Below are 15,728 nucleotides of genomic sequence, written 5' to 3' on the forward strand. Positions count from 1 at the left end.
CCGGCAGGACTTTCAAAGGAACCTCGCCATCCGAAGATGGACGGGGTATCAACTAATCTGGCGTTGATTTTTGGCACGCTGTTGAGTTCTCAAGGTGCGGACGCTTCCTTCGTTCCTGTTTCCAGGCCCTCCGGGCGCTTCCTTCGTTTCCGACTCTATCAGATCTTTCCGATCCGATTTCCTCGGTGCTTTCCGGTCCCTTTTGCTTTCGCTCCGGGGCCTTTCGGCGTGGTCACTACATTAGCTGATTTCCCTGGAGGCTCATAATCGAGTCATTCGAAACGAATTTCGGAATGCCCAAATGAACCCCGACCGGGGTGATCATCTTGAGTAGTGGGTGGCCGCTCCGGGGTGCTTGAACAAGCAGGCCCGGTTCCAGCGGCTCGGGCCACGTTAGTCGCTCGGGTGGGCAGAGTCAAGCCTTCTCTTGCGAGGTGTGTGAGGACGGTAGGGACTGACGGTGCGGTCGTCCTCCAGCCAGAAGCGCCAGGGGTGGGTAGCCCCGTCGCCGCCGACGCCCGTGCGGGGGCCGGTGCGGATGCGGGCGGGGGGCGGTGGGGTGCCGGTGAGCAGGGAGAGGGGAGCGTCCGGGCCCGCGCAGACGTCGGTGCCGTTCAGGGAGAGGGCGACGTCGAGGGCGGTGGCGAGACGGGCCGGGCCCTTGGCCAGCTCGTGGTCGGAGCGGGCCGAGCGGCGGCGGGGACGGGCCTGGTCGGCGCCGCTCAGGATCTCCCCCGCGCGCAGCAGGACTCCGCTCGCCTCGCCCTCGGGGCCGCAGACCAGGTTCAGGCAGTGCCACATGCCGTAGGTGAAGTAGACGTACGCGTGACCGGGCGGACCGAACATGACGGTGTTGCGGGGGGTGCGGCCGCGGAAGGCGTGCGAGCCGGGGTCGATCGCGCCGGCGTACGCCTCCACCTCGGTGAGCCGCAGCTCCATGCGCCCTTCCTCGGTGACGCGGACCAGTGTGCGGCCCAGCAGATCGGGGGCGACCTCCAGTACGGGGCGGTCGAAGAAGGTGCGTGGGAGCGGCGTACGGTCGGGGCTCTCGCTCATGGCGCCCGAGGGTAGTGGGGAACCGGCTACGGTCGTCGCGCGTATGAGGGGTCAGGACTGAGAAGGAGTGGAAGTCATGGGATTCAAGAAGCTGCTCGCGAGCCTGGGCGCCGGTGGGGCCACTGTGGAGACGGTGCTCACCGAGGAGAACGTGGTCCCGGGTGGGGTCGTCCAGGGTGAGGTGCGGATCCAGGGCGGCAGCGTCGACCAGCAGATCGAGGGACTGTCGGTCGGTCTGCAGGCGCGCGTCGAGGTCGAGGGCGGCGACCAGGAGCACAAGCAGGACATCGAGTTCGTCAAGGTGCGTCTGGGCGGTGCCTTCGAGGTGAAGGCCGGCGCGGTGCACGTGGTGCCGTTCGGTCTGGACATCCCCTGGGAGACGCCGGTCACGTCGGTCGCCGGACAGCAGCTGCGCGGCATGAACATCGGTGTGACGACCGAGCTGGAGATCGCGCGGGCCGTGGACTCCGGTGACCTGGACCCGATCAGCGTGCACCCGCTGCCGGCGCAGCAGGCGATCCTGGACGCCTTCATCCAGCTGGGCTTCCGCTTCAAGAGCGCGGACATGGAGCGCGGTCACATCCGGGGGACGCGGCAGAAGCTGCCCTTCTACCAGGAGATCGAGTTCTTCGCGCCGCAGCAGTACCGCGGTCTGAACCAGGTCGAGGTCAGCTTCGTGGCCGACGACCGCGAGATGGACGTCGTGCTGGAGATGGACAAGAAGCCGGGCCTGTTCGGCGAGGGAAGCGACTCCTTCCGTGCCTTCACGGTGGGGCTGCACGACTTCCACACGACCGATTGGGCGGCGTACCTCAACCAGTGGCTCGCCGAGGTCGGCGGCCGTCGCAACTGGCTCTAGGCTCGGCCGGAAGTGCTGCTGTTGAGGCAGTAGCGACAGGCGATACGGAGGATTCGACGTGTCCGAGGGCAAGAGGGCGCCGCTCCCGCATGACTTCCATCCGCCGGTGGCGGCGTTCACGGTGGTGAGCGACGACATCGTGCCGGGCGGGGTCCTGAAGGACGCTCAGGTGTACGCGGCGGGGAACACTTCACCGCAGCTGCGCTGGGAGGGGTTCCCGGCGGAGACGAAGAGCTTCGCCGTCACGTGCTTCGATCCGGACGCCCCGACGGGCAGCGGTTTCTGGCACTGGGTGCTGTTCGACATCCCGGTGTCGGTGACGGAGCTGCCGGTGGGTGCGGGGTCGGGTTCCTTCGAGGGGCTGCCGGCCGGCGCCGTGCACGTACGGAACGACTACGGGTCCCGGGATTTCGGCGGGGCCGCTCCCCCGCCCGGGGATCCGGCGCACCGCTATGTGTTCACGGTGTACGCGGTGGACGGCGAGAAGCTCGGTCCGGACGGCGACGCGTCGCCGGCGGCGATCGGTTTCAACCTGCGCTTCCACACGCTGGGGCGCGCCCAGTTGGTCGGTGAGTACGCGGCTCCCGCGTCGGTCTGATCGTTCGTTTGTTGTTTGCCCGCTTCTGGTCTTGGAGAGATCAGAAGCGGGCACCTTTTGTTTCGCGAGAAATTCCGTTGTCCGACCCGGCCGGCCCGGCCATCGTTGATCCAAGCCCGAAGCCCCGCACGGGGCTGGGGCCGGCACACGGGAGGTGGGCAACATGCGGGACACCCTGGTACTCAACGCGAGCTTCGAGCCGCTGTCGACGGTCACGCTCAACCGTGCGGTGGTGCTCGTCCTGCAGGACAAGGCCGTCGTCGAGCAGGCCCATCCCGAGCTGCGGGTGCGCGGTGCGGCGGTCGATCTGCCGGTGCCGCGGGTCATCAGGTTGTGCCGTTACGTCCGGGTGCCGTTCCGAAGACAGGCCCCGTGGTCGAGGAGGGGGGTGCTGGTCAGGGACCAGCACCGGTGCGCGTACTGCGGGCGGCGGGCGACGACGGTCGACCACGTCGTGCCGCGGGCTCAGGGCGGTGGGGACAGTTGGCTGAACACGGTCGCCTCGTGCGCCGAGGACAACCACCGCAAGGCCGACCGGACGCCGGAGCAGGCGGGGATGCCGCTGCTGCACCAGCCGTTCGAGCCGACGCCGGCGGACGCGATGCTGCTCGCGCTGCGGGCGCGCGAGAGGTCGGAGCTGCCGGAGTGGCTGTCCGGCGCGGCCGCGTGATCCCGTGACCGGGTGACCGTCCGGTCCCGGTCCGTACGTGTGGAAGGGCCCGTCTCCCCTGGTGGGGAGGCGGGCCCTTCCGGCGTGCGGGGGGGCGTCCCCGGGTCAGCGGAGGGTCAGCTGGACGATGGCGACGACGCCGACCGCGATGATCACTCCGCGCAGGACGGCGGGGGGCAGCTTCCGTCCGACCTTGGCGCCGATCTGGCCGCCGAGGGTGGAGCCGACGGCGATGAGGAGGACGGCGGTCCAGTCGAACTCGGCGACGAAGAGGAAGAAGACGGCGGCGACGCCGTTGACGAGGGCGCCGAGGATGTTCTTGACGGCGTTGATGCGCTGCAGGGTGTCGTGGAGCAGCAGGCCCATGAGGGAGAGGTAGAGCACTCCCTGCGCGGCGCCGAAGTATCCGCCGTACATGCTGGCGAGGAGGAGGCCGACCAGGAGGACGGGGCCGCCGTCGGGGTGGGCCTCGGTGCCGGTCTGCTCGCGGCGGCGTTGTACGGCGGCGGCGATGCGGGGCTGGAAGAGGACCAGGACGAGCGCGAGGCCGATGAGGACGGGGACGATCGCGTCGAACGCCCGGGACGGCAGGGCGAGGAGCAGGACCGCGCCGATGAGCCCGCCGAGGAGGGCGACGGCCCCGAGGCGCAGGATGCGGGATTTCTGTCCCTTCAGCTCGCGGCGGTAGCCGATGGCGCCGCTGATGGAGCCGGGTACGAGGCCGAGGGCGTTGGAGACGTTCGCGGTGATCGGGGGGAGCCCGGTCGCGAGAAGGACCGGGAACGTGATCAGCGTTCCCGATCCGACGATGGTGTTGATGGTGCCGGCGCCGATGCCGGCGGCGAAGACCGCCAGTGCTTCCCAGATGGACAACGCCATCTCCTTACATGGTCAGTGGCTCGCCTCCCCGCCCTGAGGTCGTCAGGGTCGAGGGGCTCGCACCGATCATGCACGAAGAATTACGTGTACGTGTCAGTCAACCGAAGGTTCGTCCCGGCGCTGGGCCGGGGGGGTGCCCTTCACGTTGAACCCGGGGGCGCCGCCGCCGACGTTGCCGAAGGCGCCGGAGAGGCCCTTGAGGGCGTCGCCGATCTCGCTGGGCACGATCCAGAGCTTGTTGGCGTCGCCTTCGGCGATCTTCGGAAGCATCTGGAGGTACTGGTACGACAGCAGCTTCTGGTCGGGGTCGCCGGCGTGGATGGCCTCGAAGACCGTGCGGACGGCCTGGGCCTCGCCCTCGGCCTTGAGCGCGGCGGCCTTGGCCTCACCCTCGGCGCGGAGGATGGCGGACTGCTTCTCGCCCTCGGCGGTGAGGATCGCGGACTGGCGGGTGCCCTCGGCGGTGAGGATCGCGGCGCGCTTGTCGCGCTCGGCGCGCATCTGCTTCTCCATCGAGTCCTGGATGGAGGTCGGCGGCTCGATCGCCTTGAGCTCGACGCGGTTGACGCGGATGCCCCACTTGCCGGTGGCCTCGTCGAGGACGCCGCGCAGGGCCGCGTTGATCTCCTCGCGGGAGGTGAGGGTGCGCTCCAGGTCCATGCCGCCGATGATGTTGCGCAGGGTGGTGACGGTGAGCTGCTCGATCGCCTGGATGTAGCTGGCGACCTCGTACGTCGCGGCCCGGGCGTCGGTCACCTGGTAGTAGATGACCGTGTCGATGTTGACCACCAGGTTGTCCTGGGTGATCACCGGCTGCGGCGGGAAGGGGACGACCTGTTCGCGGAGGTCGATCCGGTTGCGGATCGAGTCGATGAACGGGACGACGATGTTCAGTCCCGCGTTGAGGGTGCGCGTGTAGCGACCGAAGCGCTCCACGATCGCCGCGCTCGCCTGCGGGATGACCTGGATCGTCTTGATCAGGGCGATGAAGACGAGCACCACCAGAATGATCAGGACGATGATGACTGCTGACATCGTGTTCCCCGTGCCCTTCGCTGCCTGTTGACTGCCGGGTGGCCTTGCATGATCGAGTTTCCCAGATGGCGGGGCGTCATGGGCGAGGTTCGGTCACATGACGACGGCGGTCGCCCCGTCGATGTCGACGACGTCGACCTGTTCACCCGGTTCGAAGCTCAGTCCGGTGTCGAGGGTGCGCGCGGACCAGATCTCCCCGGCCAGCTTGATGCGGCCTCCCTGGCCGTCGACCCGTTCCAGCACGACGGCCTGACGGCCCTTCAGGGCGTCCACTCCGGTGGCCAGGTGCGGCCGGTCGTCGCGGTGACGGGCGGCGATCGGGCGTACCACCCCGATGAGTGCCACCGAGACGACGACGAAGACGAGCACCTGCGCGACGACTCCGAAGCCGAGGGCGGCGGTCACCGCTCCGGCGACGGCCCCCACGGAGAGCATCCCGAACTCCGGCATCGCGGTCAGCACCAGCGGAATGCCGAGCCCCACCGCGCCGATCAGCCACCAGACCCATGCGTCGATGTCCACAGGGGCAATGGTAGGGCGGGTGGGGCTCTCCGGGACAGGGCGCGGGCGGCTGTGCGGGACGCCGGCGCTCCGTACGGCTACTTCAGGGGCAGACCGTGCGCGGTCCAGCGGTCGCCGACGCGCTCGACGACGAGCGGCAGGCCGAAGCAGAGCGAGAGGTTGCGGGAGGTGAGCTCCATCTCCACGGGGCCGGCCGCGAGCACCTTGCCCTGACGGATCATCAGGACGTGGGTGAAGCCCGGGGCGATCTCCTCGACGTGGTGGGTCACCATGATCATGGAGGGGGCGTACGGGTCGCGGGCGAGGCGGCCCAGGCGGCGGACCAGGTCCTCGCGGCCGCCGAGGTCGAGACCGGCGGCGGGCTCGTCGAGGAGCAGGAGCTCGGGGTCGGTCATCATTGCCCGGGCGATCAGGGTGCGCTTGCGCTCGCCCTCGGAGAGGGTGCCGAACCTGCGGTCCAGGTAGTCGTTCATGCCGAGCCGGTCGAGGAACGCCTTGGCACGGTCCTCGTCGACCGGGTCGTAGTCCTCGTGCCAGGTGGCGGTCATGCCGTACGCGGCGGTGAGGACGGTCTGCAGGACGGTCTGGCGCTTGGGGAGCTTCTCCGCCATGGCGATGCCCGCCATGCCGATGCGGGGCCGGAGCTCGAAGACGTCGGTGCCGACGCCGCCGAGCTGCTCGCCGAGGATCCGGGCGTCGCCCTTGGTGGGGAAGAGGTAGCTGGAGGCGATGTTCAGAAGGGTGGTCTTGCCGGCGCCGTTGGGTCCGAGGATCACCCAGCGCTCGCCCTCCTTGACCGACCAGGAGACCTCGTCCACCAGAGCCCGTCCGTCGCGGACCACGGATACGTCCACCAGCTCCAGTACATCGCTCATGAGCGCGTTGTCTCCCCTTGCGGTCGAGTCGTGTCGTCGCCTTGCGCCGATGGGCGCGGCGTCCAGGGGAAAACCTACGTTATCGGCGGAGCGGGCCGGTCCCTAGGGCTTCCTTAGAGTCCCTAGTCTGGGGGGATGCTTTCGGAACCACGCTCAGGACGCCTGGCCGCTTGGGGCAACGCCCTGCTGGCCGGGGCGGTGTCGCCGGACGACGCGGCGCTGGCCATTGTCGGGGAGGACGCGGTGCACCGCGTCGAGGGGCTGCCGGGTGAGGCGGGGCCGGTGGGGCTGACACTGGCCCTGGGGCGGCTGCGGCGGCTCGGGGTGACCGGGTGGCGGGTGGCGCTGCCGGCGCCGGGGCATCCGCTGGGGCTGAGCGGGCCGCCCGACTTCAACGCGCGCGCCCTGGAGGCGGAGGAGGCCGCGGTCGGCTTCGGCGCGCCCTACGGGCTCGTGCCGGAGGTCACCGAGGCGGGCCCGCCGGGCGATCTCCACGTGGAGGTCCTCTGGCGCTGTCTCGCGGTGCGCGAGGCCCCGCCGGCGGACGTGCCGTCGCTGGGCGAGGCGGAGCGGGAGCTGGCGGAGGCGCTGCGGGACGCGACCTCGGTCCTCACCCGGCTCGACGTGGCGGCCTCGGGTGCCGCCGCCGACGCGGCGCGCGAGGCGTACCGGGCCCGTGCCGAGGTCGGCCGCGAGGTGCTCGCCCCCGGCTATCCGCCCCGCGCGGTCCGGGTCCTGGAGCTCGCCCAGCGCATCGGGCTGCTCGTGGACCTGGCGTACGACCACGGGCACGGCGGTGCGGTGAGCGCCTCGGAGATGGCGGCGCGCGGAGAGGCGCTGCGGCCGGTGGAGCGGGTGGCGCGGAGGGCTCAGGTCGCGGCGTACAACGCGTATGTGGAGGAGAGGGAGCGGGAGCGGGGGTTCTGACGCGGACGTCGTCGCCGGTCGGCGGCTCCGGGGCGAGCCCGGCGCGCCGGGGCGGGCGGTGAGGGGGCACAGCGGACCCCCCGGCTCCCCGGGAACGGCGGACCCCCGGCGCCCGAGGGGCGTCCGGGGGCCGGGGGGCGGGGGCGGGAGGTCAGCCGTTGACGGCGCCGTTGCCGAAGGCCGGGTTGAGCAGGCCGATCACGTTGACCGTGTTGCCGGAGACGTTCACGGGGACGTGGACCGGGACCTGCACCAGGTTGCCGGAGGCGACGCCCGGCGAGTTGAGGGCCGTGCCCGCGGCCTCGGCACCGCCGTGGGCGGAGGCGACACCCGCACCGGCGGCGACGATGCCACCGGCGACCATGGTGAGGGCGGCGGCCTTCTTGAGGTTCTTCACTTGGTACATCCTCCTGGTCATCGCTGCGGCAGGTCCGCCGCAGCACGCCCTGGAGAACGCGGCACGCCCCGTCGGGTTGCGCCGAACGGGGGATATACACACGACGGTATGAAGGATTGAACGGTCGTGCGCCCGGCGCGTAAGGGGGGCGCGTCAGTCGGTGAGGCCGTGGCGGACGGCCCAGAGGGCGGCCTGGGTGCGGTCCGCCAGGTCGAGCTTCATCAGGATGTTCGAGACGTGCGTCTTGACCGTCTTCTCCGAGAGGACGAGGGCGCGGGCGATCTCGCGGTTGGAGCGGCCGTCGGCGATGAGGCCGAGGACCTCGCGCTCCCGCTCGGTGAGCGTGGTGCCGCGTCCGGTGCCCCCGGGGGCCTCGTCCTGGGCGAGGAGGGCCTCGGCGACCTCGGGCTGGAGCAGGACGTGCCCGGCGTGGACGGAGCGGATCGCGCCGGCCAGGGCGTCGGGGTCGATGTCCTTGTAGACGTATCCGCACGCTCCGGCGCGGAGCGCGGGGACGACCGTGCGCTGCTCGGTGAAGCTGGTGACGACGAGGACCCGGGCGGGGTTGGCGAGCTCGCGGAGCCGCTTGAGCGCCTCGATGCCGTCCGTGCCGGGCATCTTCACGTCCATGAGGACGACGTCGGGGCGGAGCTCCTCGGCGCGGGCGACGCCCTCGGCGCCGTCGGACGCCTCCCCCACGACCTGGATGTCGTCCTGTACCTCCAGGAAGGTGCGCAGGCCCCGGCGGACAACCTGGTGGTCGTCGACGAGCAGGACGCGGATCGGGCGGTCAGCCACCGGGTACCTCCATCTCGATCGTGGTGCCCTCGCCGGGGGCCGAGGTCACGGTCAGCACGCCGCCGACGCCGCTCGCCCGGTCCCGCATGGAGACCAGGCCGAGGTGGCGGCCGGCGCTGCGGACCGTACGCGGGTCGAATCCCCTGCCGTCGTCGGTGACGGTGAGCCGCGCCCCCTGGCCGCTGCGGGTGAGGGCCACGGCGACGGACGCGGCGTCCGCGTGCCGCAGGGCGTTGTGCAGGGCCTCCTGGGCGACCCGCAGCACGGCCTCCTCCTGTGCGGCCGGCAGGGCGCGTGCGCCCTGGCCGTCGAAGGTGACCCGGGCGGTGTGGGCGCGGTCGAGGACCTGGATCTGGGTGCGCAGGGTAGGGACGAGGCCGTCCTCGTCCAGGGCCGCGGGGCGCAGCTCGACGACGGCGGCGCGCAGCTCGTCGGCGGCCTCGGCGGCGAGGGCGGCGACCTCGTGGAGCTCCACCTTGGCGCGGGCCGGGTCGCGGTCGACGAGGGCCGCCGCGGCCTGGGCGGTGAGCCGGAGCGAGAAGAGCTTCTGGCTGACGGCGTCGTGGAGCTCGTGGGCGAGGCGGGAGCGTTCCTCGGCGATGGTGAGCTCGCGGCTGCGCTCGTACAGGCGCGCGTTGGTCAGGGCGATGGCGGCGTGCTGGGCGAGGATCGAGAGCAGTTCCTCGTCCTCGGCGGTGAAGCCGCAGCCGCCGCTCTCCTTCGCGCAGCGCTTGTTGGCCAGGAAGAGGGCGCCGAGGATCTCGTCGCCGTCGCGGACGGGCAGGCCCAGGAAGTCGGACATCTCGGGGTGGGCGTCGGGCCAGCCCTCGAACCGGGGGTCGAGGCGGACGTCGGCGAGGCGTTCGGTCTCCGCCTTCTGGAGCATGGCGGCGAGGATGCCGTGCTGGCGGGGCAGCGGCCCGATGGCCTTCCACTGCTCCTCCCCGACGCCGTCGACGACGAACTGGGCGAAGCCGCCGTGGTCGTCGGGGACGCCCAGGGCCGCGTACTCGGCGTCGAGCAGCTCGCGGGCGGAGGCGACGATCGTCTTGAGGACGTCGCGCACCTCCAGGCGGCGGCTCATCGCGAGCAGGGCGGTGCTCACGGCGGCCAGGCCGGAGCTCGGTCGATGGCTCATGTGGTCACCGTACCGGCGGGATGTGACCGTCCGTATCCGTCCGGGGACGGCGGCGGGGGGACGGGGGACCTAGGTCGCAGGGCGGGGGCGGCCTGCCTCCTCCTTCGGGAGGAGGGGGCTCACCGTGCGCATTGCGCACGCAACGCCGGGTGAGGTTGTTACGGGGTCGATGTGAGCCCGCGCATAGGGCCCACATCACTTACGAAGCTCGCTAGTGGACGCCATGGAGCCAGGTAGAGGCGGTGCGGGCGGGCTTCCTGGGGGTGTCGGTGGCCCGTGCACGAGCCCCTGATCCACTACCCGGGATCGTACGTCACACCTTTGCCACAGGATTTTGCGGCCGCTAAGAATTGCCCTCGTCGCCGCCGAAGAAGGCGCAGCGCCGCCCCGGCCGAGCGACCCCCAGCGATTCGAAGAGGTAGTCCGTTATGTCTGCGAACACCCCTGGCCACATTCGTGGTCTGAAGAAGACCCACAAGGCCACGATCGCCGGCGTCGCCGCTCTGGGCGCCGCGGCGCTCACCCTGTCCCTGGTGCCCGGCAACGGCTCCACCGAGACCGAGCCGCAGGCCCTCTCGGGCACGCAGCAGGTCGCCTGGTCGTACGACGCGGCCAGCCCCCAGGCGAAGGCGCTCGCCGCCAGCATCGACGAGCAGCAGTCCACCATCGGCCTGAAGGCCAAGCAGGAGGCCGAGGCGAAGGCGAAGGCCGCCGCGAAGGCCAAGGCGGACGCCAAGGCGAAGGCCGCCGCGAAGGCGAAGGCGGACGCGAAGGCCAAGGCCGCCGCGAAGGCGAAGGCGGACGCCAAGGCGAAGGCCCAGGCCGCGGCGAAGAAGCGCGCCGCGGAGAAGTCGGCCGCGAGCCGTTCCGTCGCCCGTACCCCGGTCTTCGCGAACAACCTCGACGGCTGGATCCGCGAGGCGCTCTTCATCATGGACAAGCACGACATCCCGGGCTCGTACAACGGCCTGCACAAGAACATCATGCGTGAGTCCAGCGGCAACCCCCGCGCCATCAACAACTGGGACATCAACGCCATCAACGGCATCCCGTCCAAGGGTCTGCTCCAGGTCATCTACCCGACCTTCAAGGCGTACCACGTGCCCGGCACCGCGTTCGACCAGTACGACCCGGTCGCCAACATCGTCGCCGCCGCCAACTACGCGGCCGACCGCTACGGCTCGATCGACAACGTCAACAGCGCGTACTGATCCGCTGTCGCACCCCCGCACGCCGAAGGGCGGCACCCCCACGCAGGGGGTGCCGCCCGTCGGCGTACTGCCGGATCCGGTTACTTGCGCATGACCTCGGGCTCGTGGCGGCGCAGCAGGCGCGCCACGACGACGCAGCAGACGACGGCCATCAGGAGCTGGATGCCGAGGTCCAGGCTCCACTGGGCCACCGTGTGCTCCCACAGGGGGTCGGTGTCGGTGGGGTTCTTGTGGTCCCACGGCGGCATGAGACGGGCCAGGTCGAGCGTGGTGCCGGCGCCGGCGATGCCCCAGCGGGAGGGCATGAGCCAGGCGAACTGCTCCAGGCCCGGCGAGCCGTAGACCTGGAAGAGGATGCCGGTGAAGACGACCTGGATGATCGCGAACATGACCAGGAGGGGCATGGTCTTCTCGGCGGTCTTCACGAGCGCGGAGATGACCAGGCCGAACATCATCGAGGTCAGGCCGAGGGCGATGACCTGGACGCACAGCTCGACGGCCGGCGGCATGAACAGGCCCTCCTCGGGCAGCGCCCGGGTGGAGAAGCCGATGCCGCAGATGATGACGCCCTGGAAGGCCGTGATCAGGCCGAGCACGATGACCTTGGACATCAGGTACGCGGAGCGGGAGAGGCCGGTGGCGCGCTCCCGTTCGTAGATGACCCGTTCCTTGATCAGCTCTCGTACGGAGTTGGCGGCGCCGCTGAAGCACATGCCGACCGCGAGGATCAGCATGATCGTGCCGGCGTCGCCGTTGAAGCGGGACGGCGGCTTGGGCGAGCCCAGGCCGAAGTCCGCGGGGATGACGACCGAGACCGCGCCGAGGACGGCCGGCAGGATCACCATCAGGCCCAGGAAGCCCTTGTCGGAGGCGATCACCGAGACGTAGCGGCGGATCAGCGTCCACAGCTGGGAGCCCCAGCCCTGCGGCTTGGGCGGCCTGGTCATCGAGTGCTGCGGCATCTGGACGGGCTGGGCGGCGACGGCGTCGATGTCCGCGGCGTACATCTGGTAGTGCTGCGAGCCCTTCCAGCGGCCCGCCCAGTCGTAGTCGCGGTAGTTCTCGAAGGCGGAGAAGACGTCGGCCCAGGTGGAGTAGCCGAAGAAGTTCAGCGCCTCCTCCGGCGGACCGAAGTACGCCACCGAGCCGCCGGGCGCCATGACGAGGAGCTTGTCGCACAGGCCGAGCTCGGCCACCGAGTGGGTGACGACGAGGACCGTGCGGCCGTCGTCCGCGAGGCCGCGCAGCAGCTGCATGACGTCGCGGTCCATGCCCGGGTCGAGGCCGGAGGTCGGCTCGTCCAGGAAGATCAGCGACGGCTTGGTGAGGAGCTCCAGGGCGACGGAGACGCGCTTGCGCTGGCCACCGGAGAGGGAGGTGACCTTCTTCTCCTTGTGGATGTCGAGCTTGAGCTCGCGCAGCACCTCGTCGATGCGGGCCTCGCGCTCGGCCGTGGCGGTGTCGCCGGGGAAGCGGAGCTTGGCCGCGTAGCGCAGGGCCTTCTGGACGGTCAGCTCCTTGTGCAGGATGTCGTCCTGCGGGACCAGACCGATGCGCTGGCGCAGCTCGGCGAACTGCTTGTAGAGGCTCCGGTTGTCGTAGAGGACGTCGCCCTCGTTGGCCGGGCGGTATCCGGTCAGCGCCTTGAGCAGGGTGGACTTTCCGGAGCCGGACGGGCCGATGACGCCGATCAGCGACTTCTCGGGGACGCCGAAGGAGACGTCCTTGAGGATCTGCTTGCCGCCGTCGACGGTGACCGTCAGATGGCGGGCCGAGAAGGAGACCGAGCCGGTGTCGACGAACTCTTCCAGCTGGCCGCCGATGATCCGGAACGTCGAGTGGCCGACGCCGACGATGTCCTGCGGGCCGAGGAGGGCCGTGCCGCCCTTGGGGATCGGCTGGCCGTTGACGTACGTGCCGTTGTGCGAGCCGAGGTCGCGGATCTCGAAGCGGCCGTCGGGCGTCGCGTGGAACTCGGCGTGGTTCCTGGAGACCTGGAGGTCGGAGACGACCAGTTCGTTCTCGAGGGCACGGCCGATCCGCATGACGTGACCGAGGGACAGCTGGTGGAACGTGGTCGGGCTGCGGTCGGCGTAGGCCGACGACGCCCCCGCGGCGGCGCCGTGCCCCTGGTGACCGGGTGCGCCCTGCGGGGCGCCCTGCTGGTGCGGGAACTGCGGCTGCGCGGGCGGCTGCTGCCAGCCCGGCTGCTGCTGCGGCGGTCCCTGCGTGACCCATTCCGCCTGGGCGGCCTGGTCGGCGGCCTGGTGCGCCGCCACGGGCTGGGCCACCGGCGGCTGCTGGGCCTGCGGTGCGCCCTGGGCCCCGGCGGCGAGATTGAGCCGCGGGCCGTCGGTCGCGTTGCCGAGGTGGACGGCCGAGCCGGGGGCGATCTCCATCTGGTGGATCCGCTGCCCCTGGACGAACGTGCCGTTGGTGGAGCCGTGGTCCTCGATGACCCAGCTCCGGCCGCCCCAGCTGATCGTGGCGTGGCGCCACGAGACCCTGGCGTCGTCGATGACCAGGTCACCCTGCGGATCACGGCCCAGGGTGTACGACCTGGACGGGTCGAGGGTCCAGGTCCTTCCATTCAATTCCAGTACGAGTTCTGGCACTCCACGCCCCACTACTTGTCCCCCGATGTACCCCCGTCGCGGGGAGCCCAGGGATGGCGAACATCGGGGGGAACTATTTCAGGCCCGGTCCCCTCTCCGAAAGTCGGGCAGCGTGAAGACCCGGCGCAGGCTCCCCCGGACGTCCCGCCGGAGCCCTTCGGGCGCGTGTCCGCGACCGCCCGGGTGTCCGCTACGCGGGACGGGGGGTCAGGTGGCACGCCGTGCCCGATACGGTGGAACCACCATGAGCGCATCGCAGACCTCAGACGTTCCCACCCTTCTCGTCAAGATCTTCGGGAAGGACCGTCCCGGGATCACCGCGGGACTCTTCGACACCCTCGCCGCCTACTCCGTCGACGTCGTGGACATCGAGCAGGTGGTCTCCCGTGGCCGCCTCGTCCTGTGCGCGCTCGTCACGGAGCCGACCGTGGCCACGGCGGGCGAACTCCGGGCCACCGTGCACAGCTGGGCCGAGTCGCTCAAGCTGCAGGCCGAGATCATCTCCGGTACCGGTGACAACCGGCCGCGCGGTGAGGGCCGCTCCCACGTGACCGTCCTCGGCCACCCGCTGACGGCGGAGCAGACGGCGGCCATAGCGGCCAGGATCGCGGAGACGGGCGGCAACATCGACCGCATCTTCCGCCTGGCGAAGTACCCGGTGACCGCCGTCGAGTTCGCCGTCTCGGGCTGCGAGACGGAGCCGCTGCGGACGGCCCTCGCCGTCGAGGCGCACTCCATCGGCGTGGACGTCGGCGTGGTCTCCGCCGGGCTGCACCGGCGTGCCCAGCGGCTGGTCGTGATGGACGTCGACTCGACGCTGATCCAGGACGAGGTGATCGAGCTCTTCGCGGCGCACGCGGGCTGCGAGGACAAGGTCGCCGAGGTCACGGCGGCGGCGATGCGCGGCGAGCTGGACTTCGAGCAGTCCCTGCACGCGCGCGTGGAGCTGCTGGCCGGCCTCGACGCCTCGGTGGTCGACAAGGTCCGCGCCGAGGTGCGGATGACGCCGGGCGCCCGGACCCTGATCCGTACGCTCAAGCGGCTCGGCTACCAGGTGGGTGTGGTCTCCGGCGGGTTCACGCAGGTCACCGACGATCTGAAGGAGCGGCTGGGGCTCGACTTCGCCCAGGCCAACACCCTGGAGATCGTGGACGGGAAGCTGACCGGGCGCGTGACCGGAGAGATCGTGGACCGCGCGGGCAAGGCGCGGCTGCTGCGCCGCTTCGCCACGGAGGCGGGCGTGCCGCTGGCGCAGACGGTGGCGATCGGCGACGGGGCCAACGACCTGGACATGCTGAACGCGGCCGGTCTCGGCGTGGCGTTCAACGCCAAGCCGGTGGTGCGCAAGGCCGCGGACACGGCGGTGAACGTGCCCTTCCTGGACACCGTGCTGTACCTGCTCGGCATCACGCGCGAGGAGGTCGAGGCGGCGGACGGCGGCGAGGAGCTGCTGCACTGAGCCCCGGCGCAGGAGAGGGCCCGGCCGTCGTGGGACGGCCGGGCCCTCTCGCGTACGGGAGCGTGCGGAGCGGCGTACGGGTGGGCGGGGCGACGTACGGGTCCGCGGGCGGTCGTACGGGTCCGCGGGCGGTCGTACGAGTCAGGGGTGCGGGACCCAGAAGTCGACGAGCCGGGCGGCGCCGAGCTCCACCGACTTCCAGGAGCCGTCGAAGGTGAGGACGGCGAAGGCGGAGGTGGGGAAGCCGCTGCGGTTCATCCGGGACCGGGTGTCCCCCTCGCTCTCGCCGGCGAGGGCGTCGGCGAGCCCGTGCATCCCGGGGTTGTGGCCGATCACCAGGAGGTCGGTGACGTCGTCCGGGGTCTCGTTGAGCAGCGCGATGATCTCGCCGACCGATGCCTCGTACAGGCGCTCCTCGTAGACGGTCCGGGGGCGCTCCGGGAGTTCCGATACGGCCAGCTTCCAGGTCTCCCGGGTTCTGGCGGCGGTGGAGCAGAGGGCCAGGTCGATGGCGATGCCGGTGCCGGCGAGCCTGCGGCCCGCGACGGGGGCGTCCGTGCGGCCCCGGTCGGCGAGGGGTCGCTCGTGGTCGGATTCGCCGTTCCAGTCGGCCTTGGCGTGTCGGAGCAGCACGATCCTGCGAGGTGTATCGACGCTCATGGTCAACAGCTTCGCACGAAACGGCTTCC

At 70.8% G+C, this 15,728-nt stretch carries 16 protein-coding genes; 6 read left to right on the forward strand and 10 right to left on the reverse strand.

The features are described from left to right. Positions 1-393 precede the first annotated feature (393 nt). A complete protein-coding gene (locus AB0424_RS03440; RefSeq protein ID WP_366301869.1) occupies positions 394-1,056 on the reverse strand; it encodes a DNA-3-methyladenine glycosylase in 663 nt (220 codons plus the stop codon). Positions 1,057-1,132: 76 nt separating this feature from the next. Here AB0424_RS03440 and AB0424_RS03445 point away from each other — a divergent pair, with 76 nt between their 5' ends. From AB0424_RS03445 to AB0424_RS03455, 3 genes are all read left to right on the forward strand, one after another. Continuing rightward, positions 1,133-1,915: a sporulation protein gene (locus tag AB0424_RS03445; protein WP_366301871.1), complete on the forward strand. Its 783-nt coding sequence runs from the start codon at positions 1,133-1,135 to the stop codon at positions 1,913-1,915. A 58-nt stretch (positions 1,916-1,973) separates the two neighbouring features. Further along, the gene (locus tag AB0424_RS03450) at positions 1,974-2,513 is read left to right on the forward strand and encodes a YbhB/YbcL family Raf kinase inhibitor-like protein (RefSeq protein ID WP_366301873.1); all 540 of its coding nucleotides are present in this window, start codon (positions 1,974-1,976) and stop codon (positions 2,511-2,513) included. A gap of 163 nt (positions 2,514-2,676) precedes the next feature. Further along, positions 2,677-3,183 carry an HNH endonuclease gene (locus AB0424_RS03455; RefSeq protein ID WP_366301875.1) on the forward strand — a complete coding sequence of 169 codons (507 nt, stop codon included), beginning with the start codon at positions 2,677-2,679 and terminating at the stop codon, positions 3,181-3,183. Between the two features lie 105 nt (positions 3,184-3,288). Here the strand turns inward: AB0424_RS03455 and AB0424_RS03460 are convergent, their stop codons facing one another. The 4 genes from AB0424_RS03460 to AB0424_RS03475 form a co-directional block, all read right to left on the reverse strand. Next, positions 3,289-4,062 (reverse strand): sulfite exporter TauE/SafE family protein, encoded by a 774-nt coding sequence (locus tag AB0424_RS03460; RefSeq protein WP_366301877.1) that lies wholly within the window; start codon positions 4,060-4,062, stop codon positions 3,289-3,291. Between the two features lie 93 nt (positions 4,063-4,155). After that, positions 4,156-5,097: an SPFH domain-containing protein gene (locus AB0424_RS03465; protein ID WP_366301878.1), complete on the reverse strand. Its 942-nt coding sequence runs from the start codon at positions 5,095-5,097 to the stop codon at positions 4,156-4,158. Between the two features lie 93 nt (positions 5,098-5,190). Further along, complete coding sequence (locus AB0424_RS03470) at positions 5,191-5,619, reverse strand: NfeD family protein (protein WP_366301880.1); 429 nt, start codon at positions 5,617-5,619, stop codon at positions 5,191-5,193. Positions 5,620-5,696: 77 nt separating this feature from the next. Beyond that, positions 5,697-6,494 (reverse strand): ABC transporter ATP-binding protein, encoded by a 798-nt coding sequence (locus AB0424_RS03475; RefSeq protein WP_366301881.1) that lies wholly within the window; start codon positions 6,492-6,494, stop codon positions 5,697-5,699. A 135-nt stretch (positions 6,495-6,629) separates the two neighbouring features. Here AB0424_RS03475 and AB0424_RS03480 point away from each other — a divergent pair, with 135 nt between their 5' ends. Next, positions 6,630-7,421 carry a hypothetical protein gene (locus AB0424_RS03480; RefSeq protein WP_366301882.1) on the forward strand — a complete coding sequence of 264 codons (792 nt, stop codon included), beginning with the start codon at positions 6,630-6,632 and terminating at the stop codon, positions 7,419-7,421. A gap of 151 nt (positions 7,422-7,572) precedes the next feature. On the opposite strand, the gene AB0424_RS03485 is transcribed toward AB0424_RS03480, so the two are convergent. The 3 genes from AB0424_RS03485 to AB0424_RS03495 form a co-directional block, all read right to left on the reverse strand. Next, positions 7,573-7,818, reverse strand: coding sequence for a chaplin (locus AB0424_RS03485; RefSeq protein WP_366301884.1), 246 nt, complete (start codon positions 7,816-7,818; stop codon positions 7,573-7,575). 153 nt (positions 7,819-7,971) lie between these two features. Further along, complete coding sequence (locus AB0424_RS03490) at positions 7,972-8,616, reverse strand: response regulator transcription factor (protein WP_366301886.1); 645 nt, start codon at positions 8,614-8,616, stop codon at positions 7,972-7,974. Continuing rightward, entirely contained in the window at positions 8,609-9,754 is a 1,146-nt protein-coding gene (locus tag AB0424_RS03495; protein ID WP_366301888.1) for a GAF domain-containing sensor histidine kinase, read from the reverse strand. Before AB0424_RS03495 ends, AB0424_RS03490 begins: the two co-directional genes overlap by 8 nt. Positions 9,755-10,182: 428 nt before the next feature. Between AB0424_RS03495 and AB0424_RS03500 the strand changes: the two genes are divergently transcribed. After that, positions 10,183-10,965 carry a transglycosylase SLT domain-containing protein gene (locus AB0424_RS03500; RefSeq protein ID WP_366301890.1) on the forward strand — a complete coding sequence of 261 codons (783 nt, stop codon included), beginning with the start codon at positions 10,183-10,185 and terminating at the stop codon, positions 10,963-10,965. An 80-nt stretch (positions 10,966-11,045) separates the two neighbouring features. Here the strand turns inward: AB0424_RS03500 and AB0424_RS03505 are convergent, their stop codons facing one another. Beyond that, positions 11,046-13,592 carry an FHA domain-containing protein gene (locus tag AB0424_RS03505; protein WP_366301892.1) on the reverse strand — a complete coding sequence of 849 codons (2,547 nt, stop codon included), beginning with the start codon at positions 13,590-13,592 and terminating at the stop codon, positions 11,046-11,048. A gap of 232 nt (positions 13,593-13,824) precedes the next feature. Between AB0424_RS03505 and serB the strand changes: the two genes are divergently transcribed. Beyond that, positions 13,825-15,039 carry a phosphoserine phosphatase SerB gene (gene serB / locus AB0424_RS03510; RefSeq protein WP_366301894.1) on the forward strand — a complete coding sequence of 405 codons (1,215 nt, stop codon included), beginning with the start codon at positions 13,825-13,827 and terminating at the stop codon, positions 15,037-15,039. A gap of 141 nt (positions 15,040-15,180) precedes the next feature. Here serB and AB0424_RS03515 read toward each other — a convergent pair whose 3' ends face one another. Beyond that, positions 15,181-15,699: a histidine phosphatase family protein gene (locus AB0424_RS03515; RefSeq protein ID WP_366301896.1), complete on the reverse strand. Its 519-nt coding sequence runs from the start codon at positions 15,697-15,699 to the stop codon at positions 15,181-15,183. Positions 15,700-15,728 lie beyond the last annotated feature (29 nt).

The organism is Streptomyces sp. NPDC051180 (assembly GCF_040689545.1).
Lineage (GTDB): Bacteria > Actinomycetota > Actinomycetes > Streptomycetales > Streptomycetaceae > Streptomyces.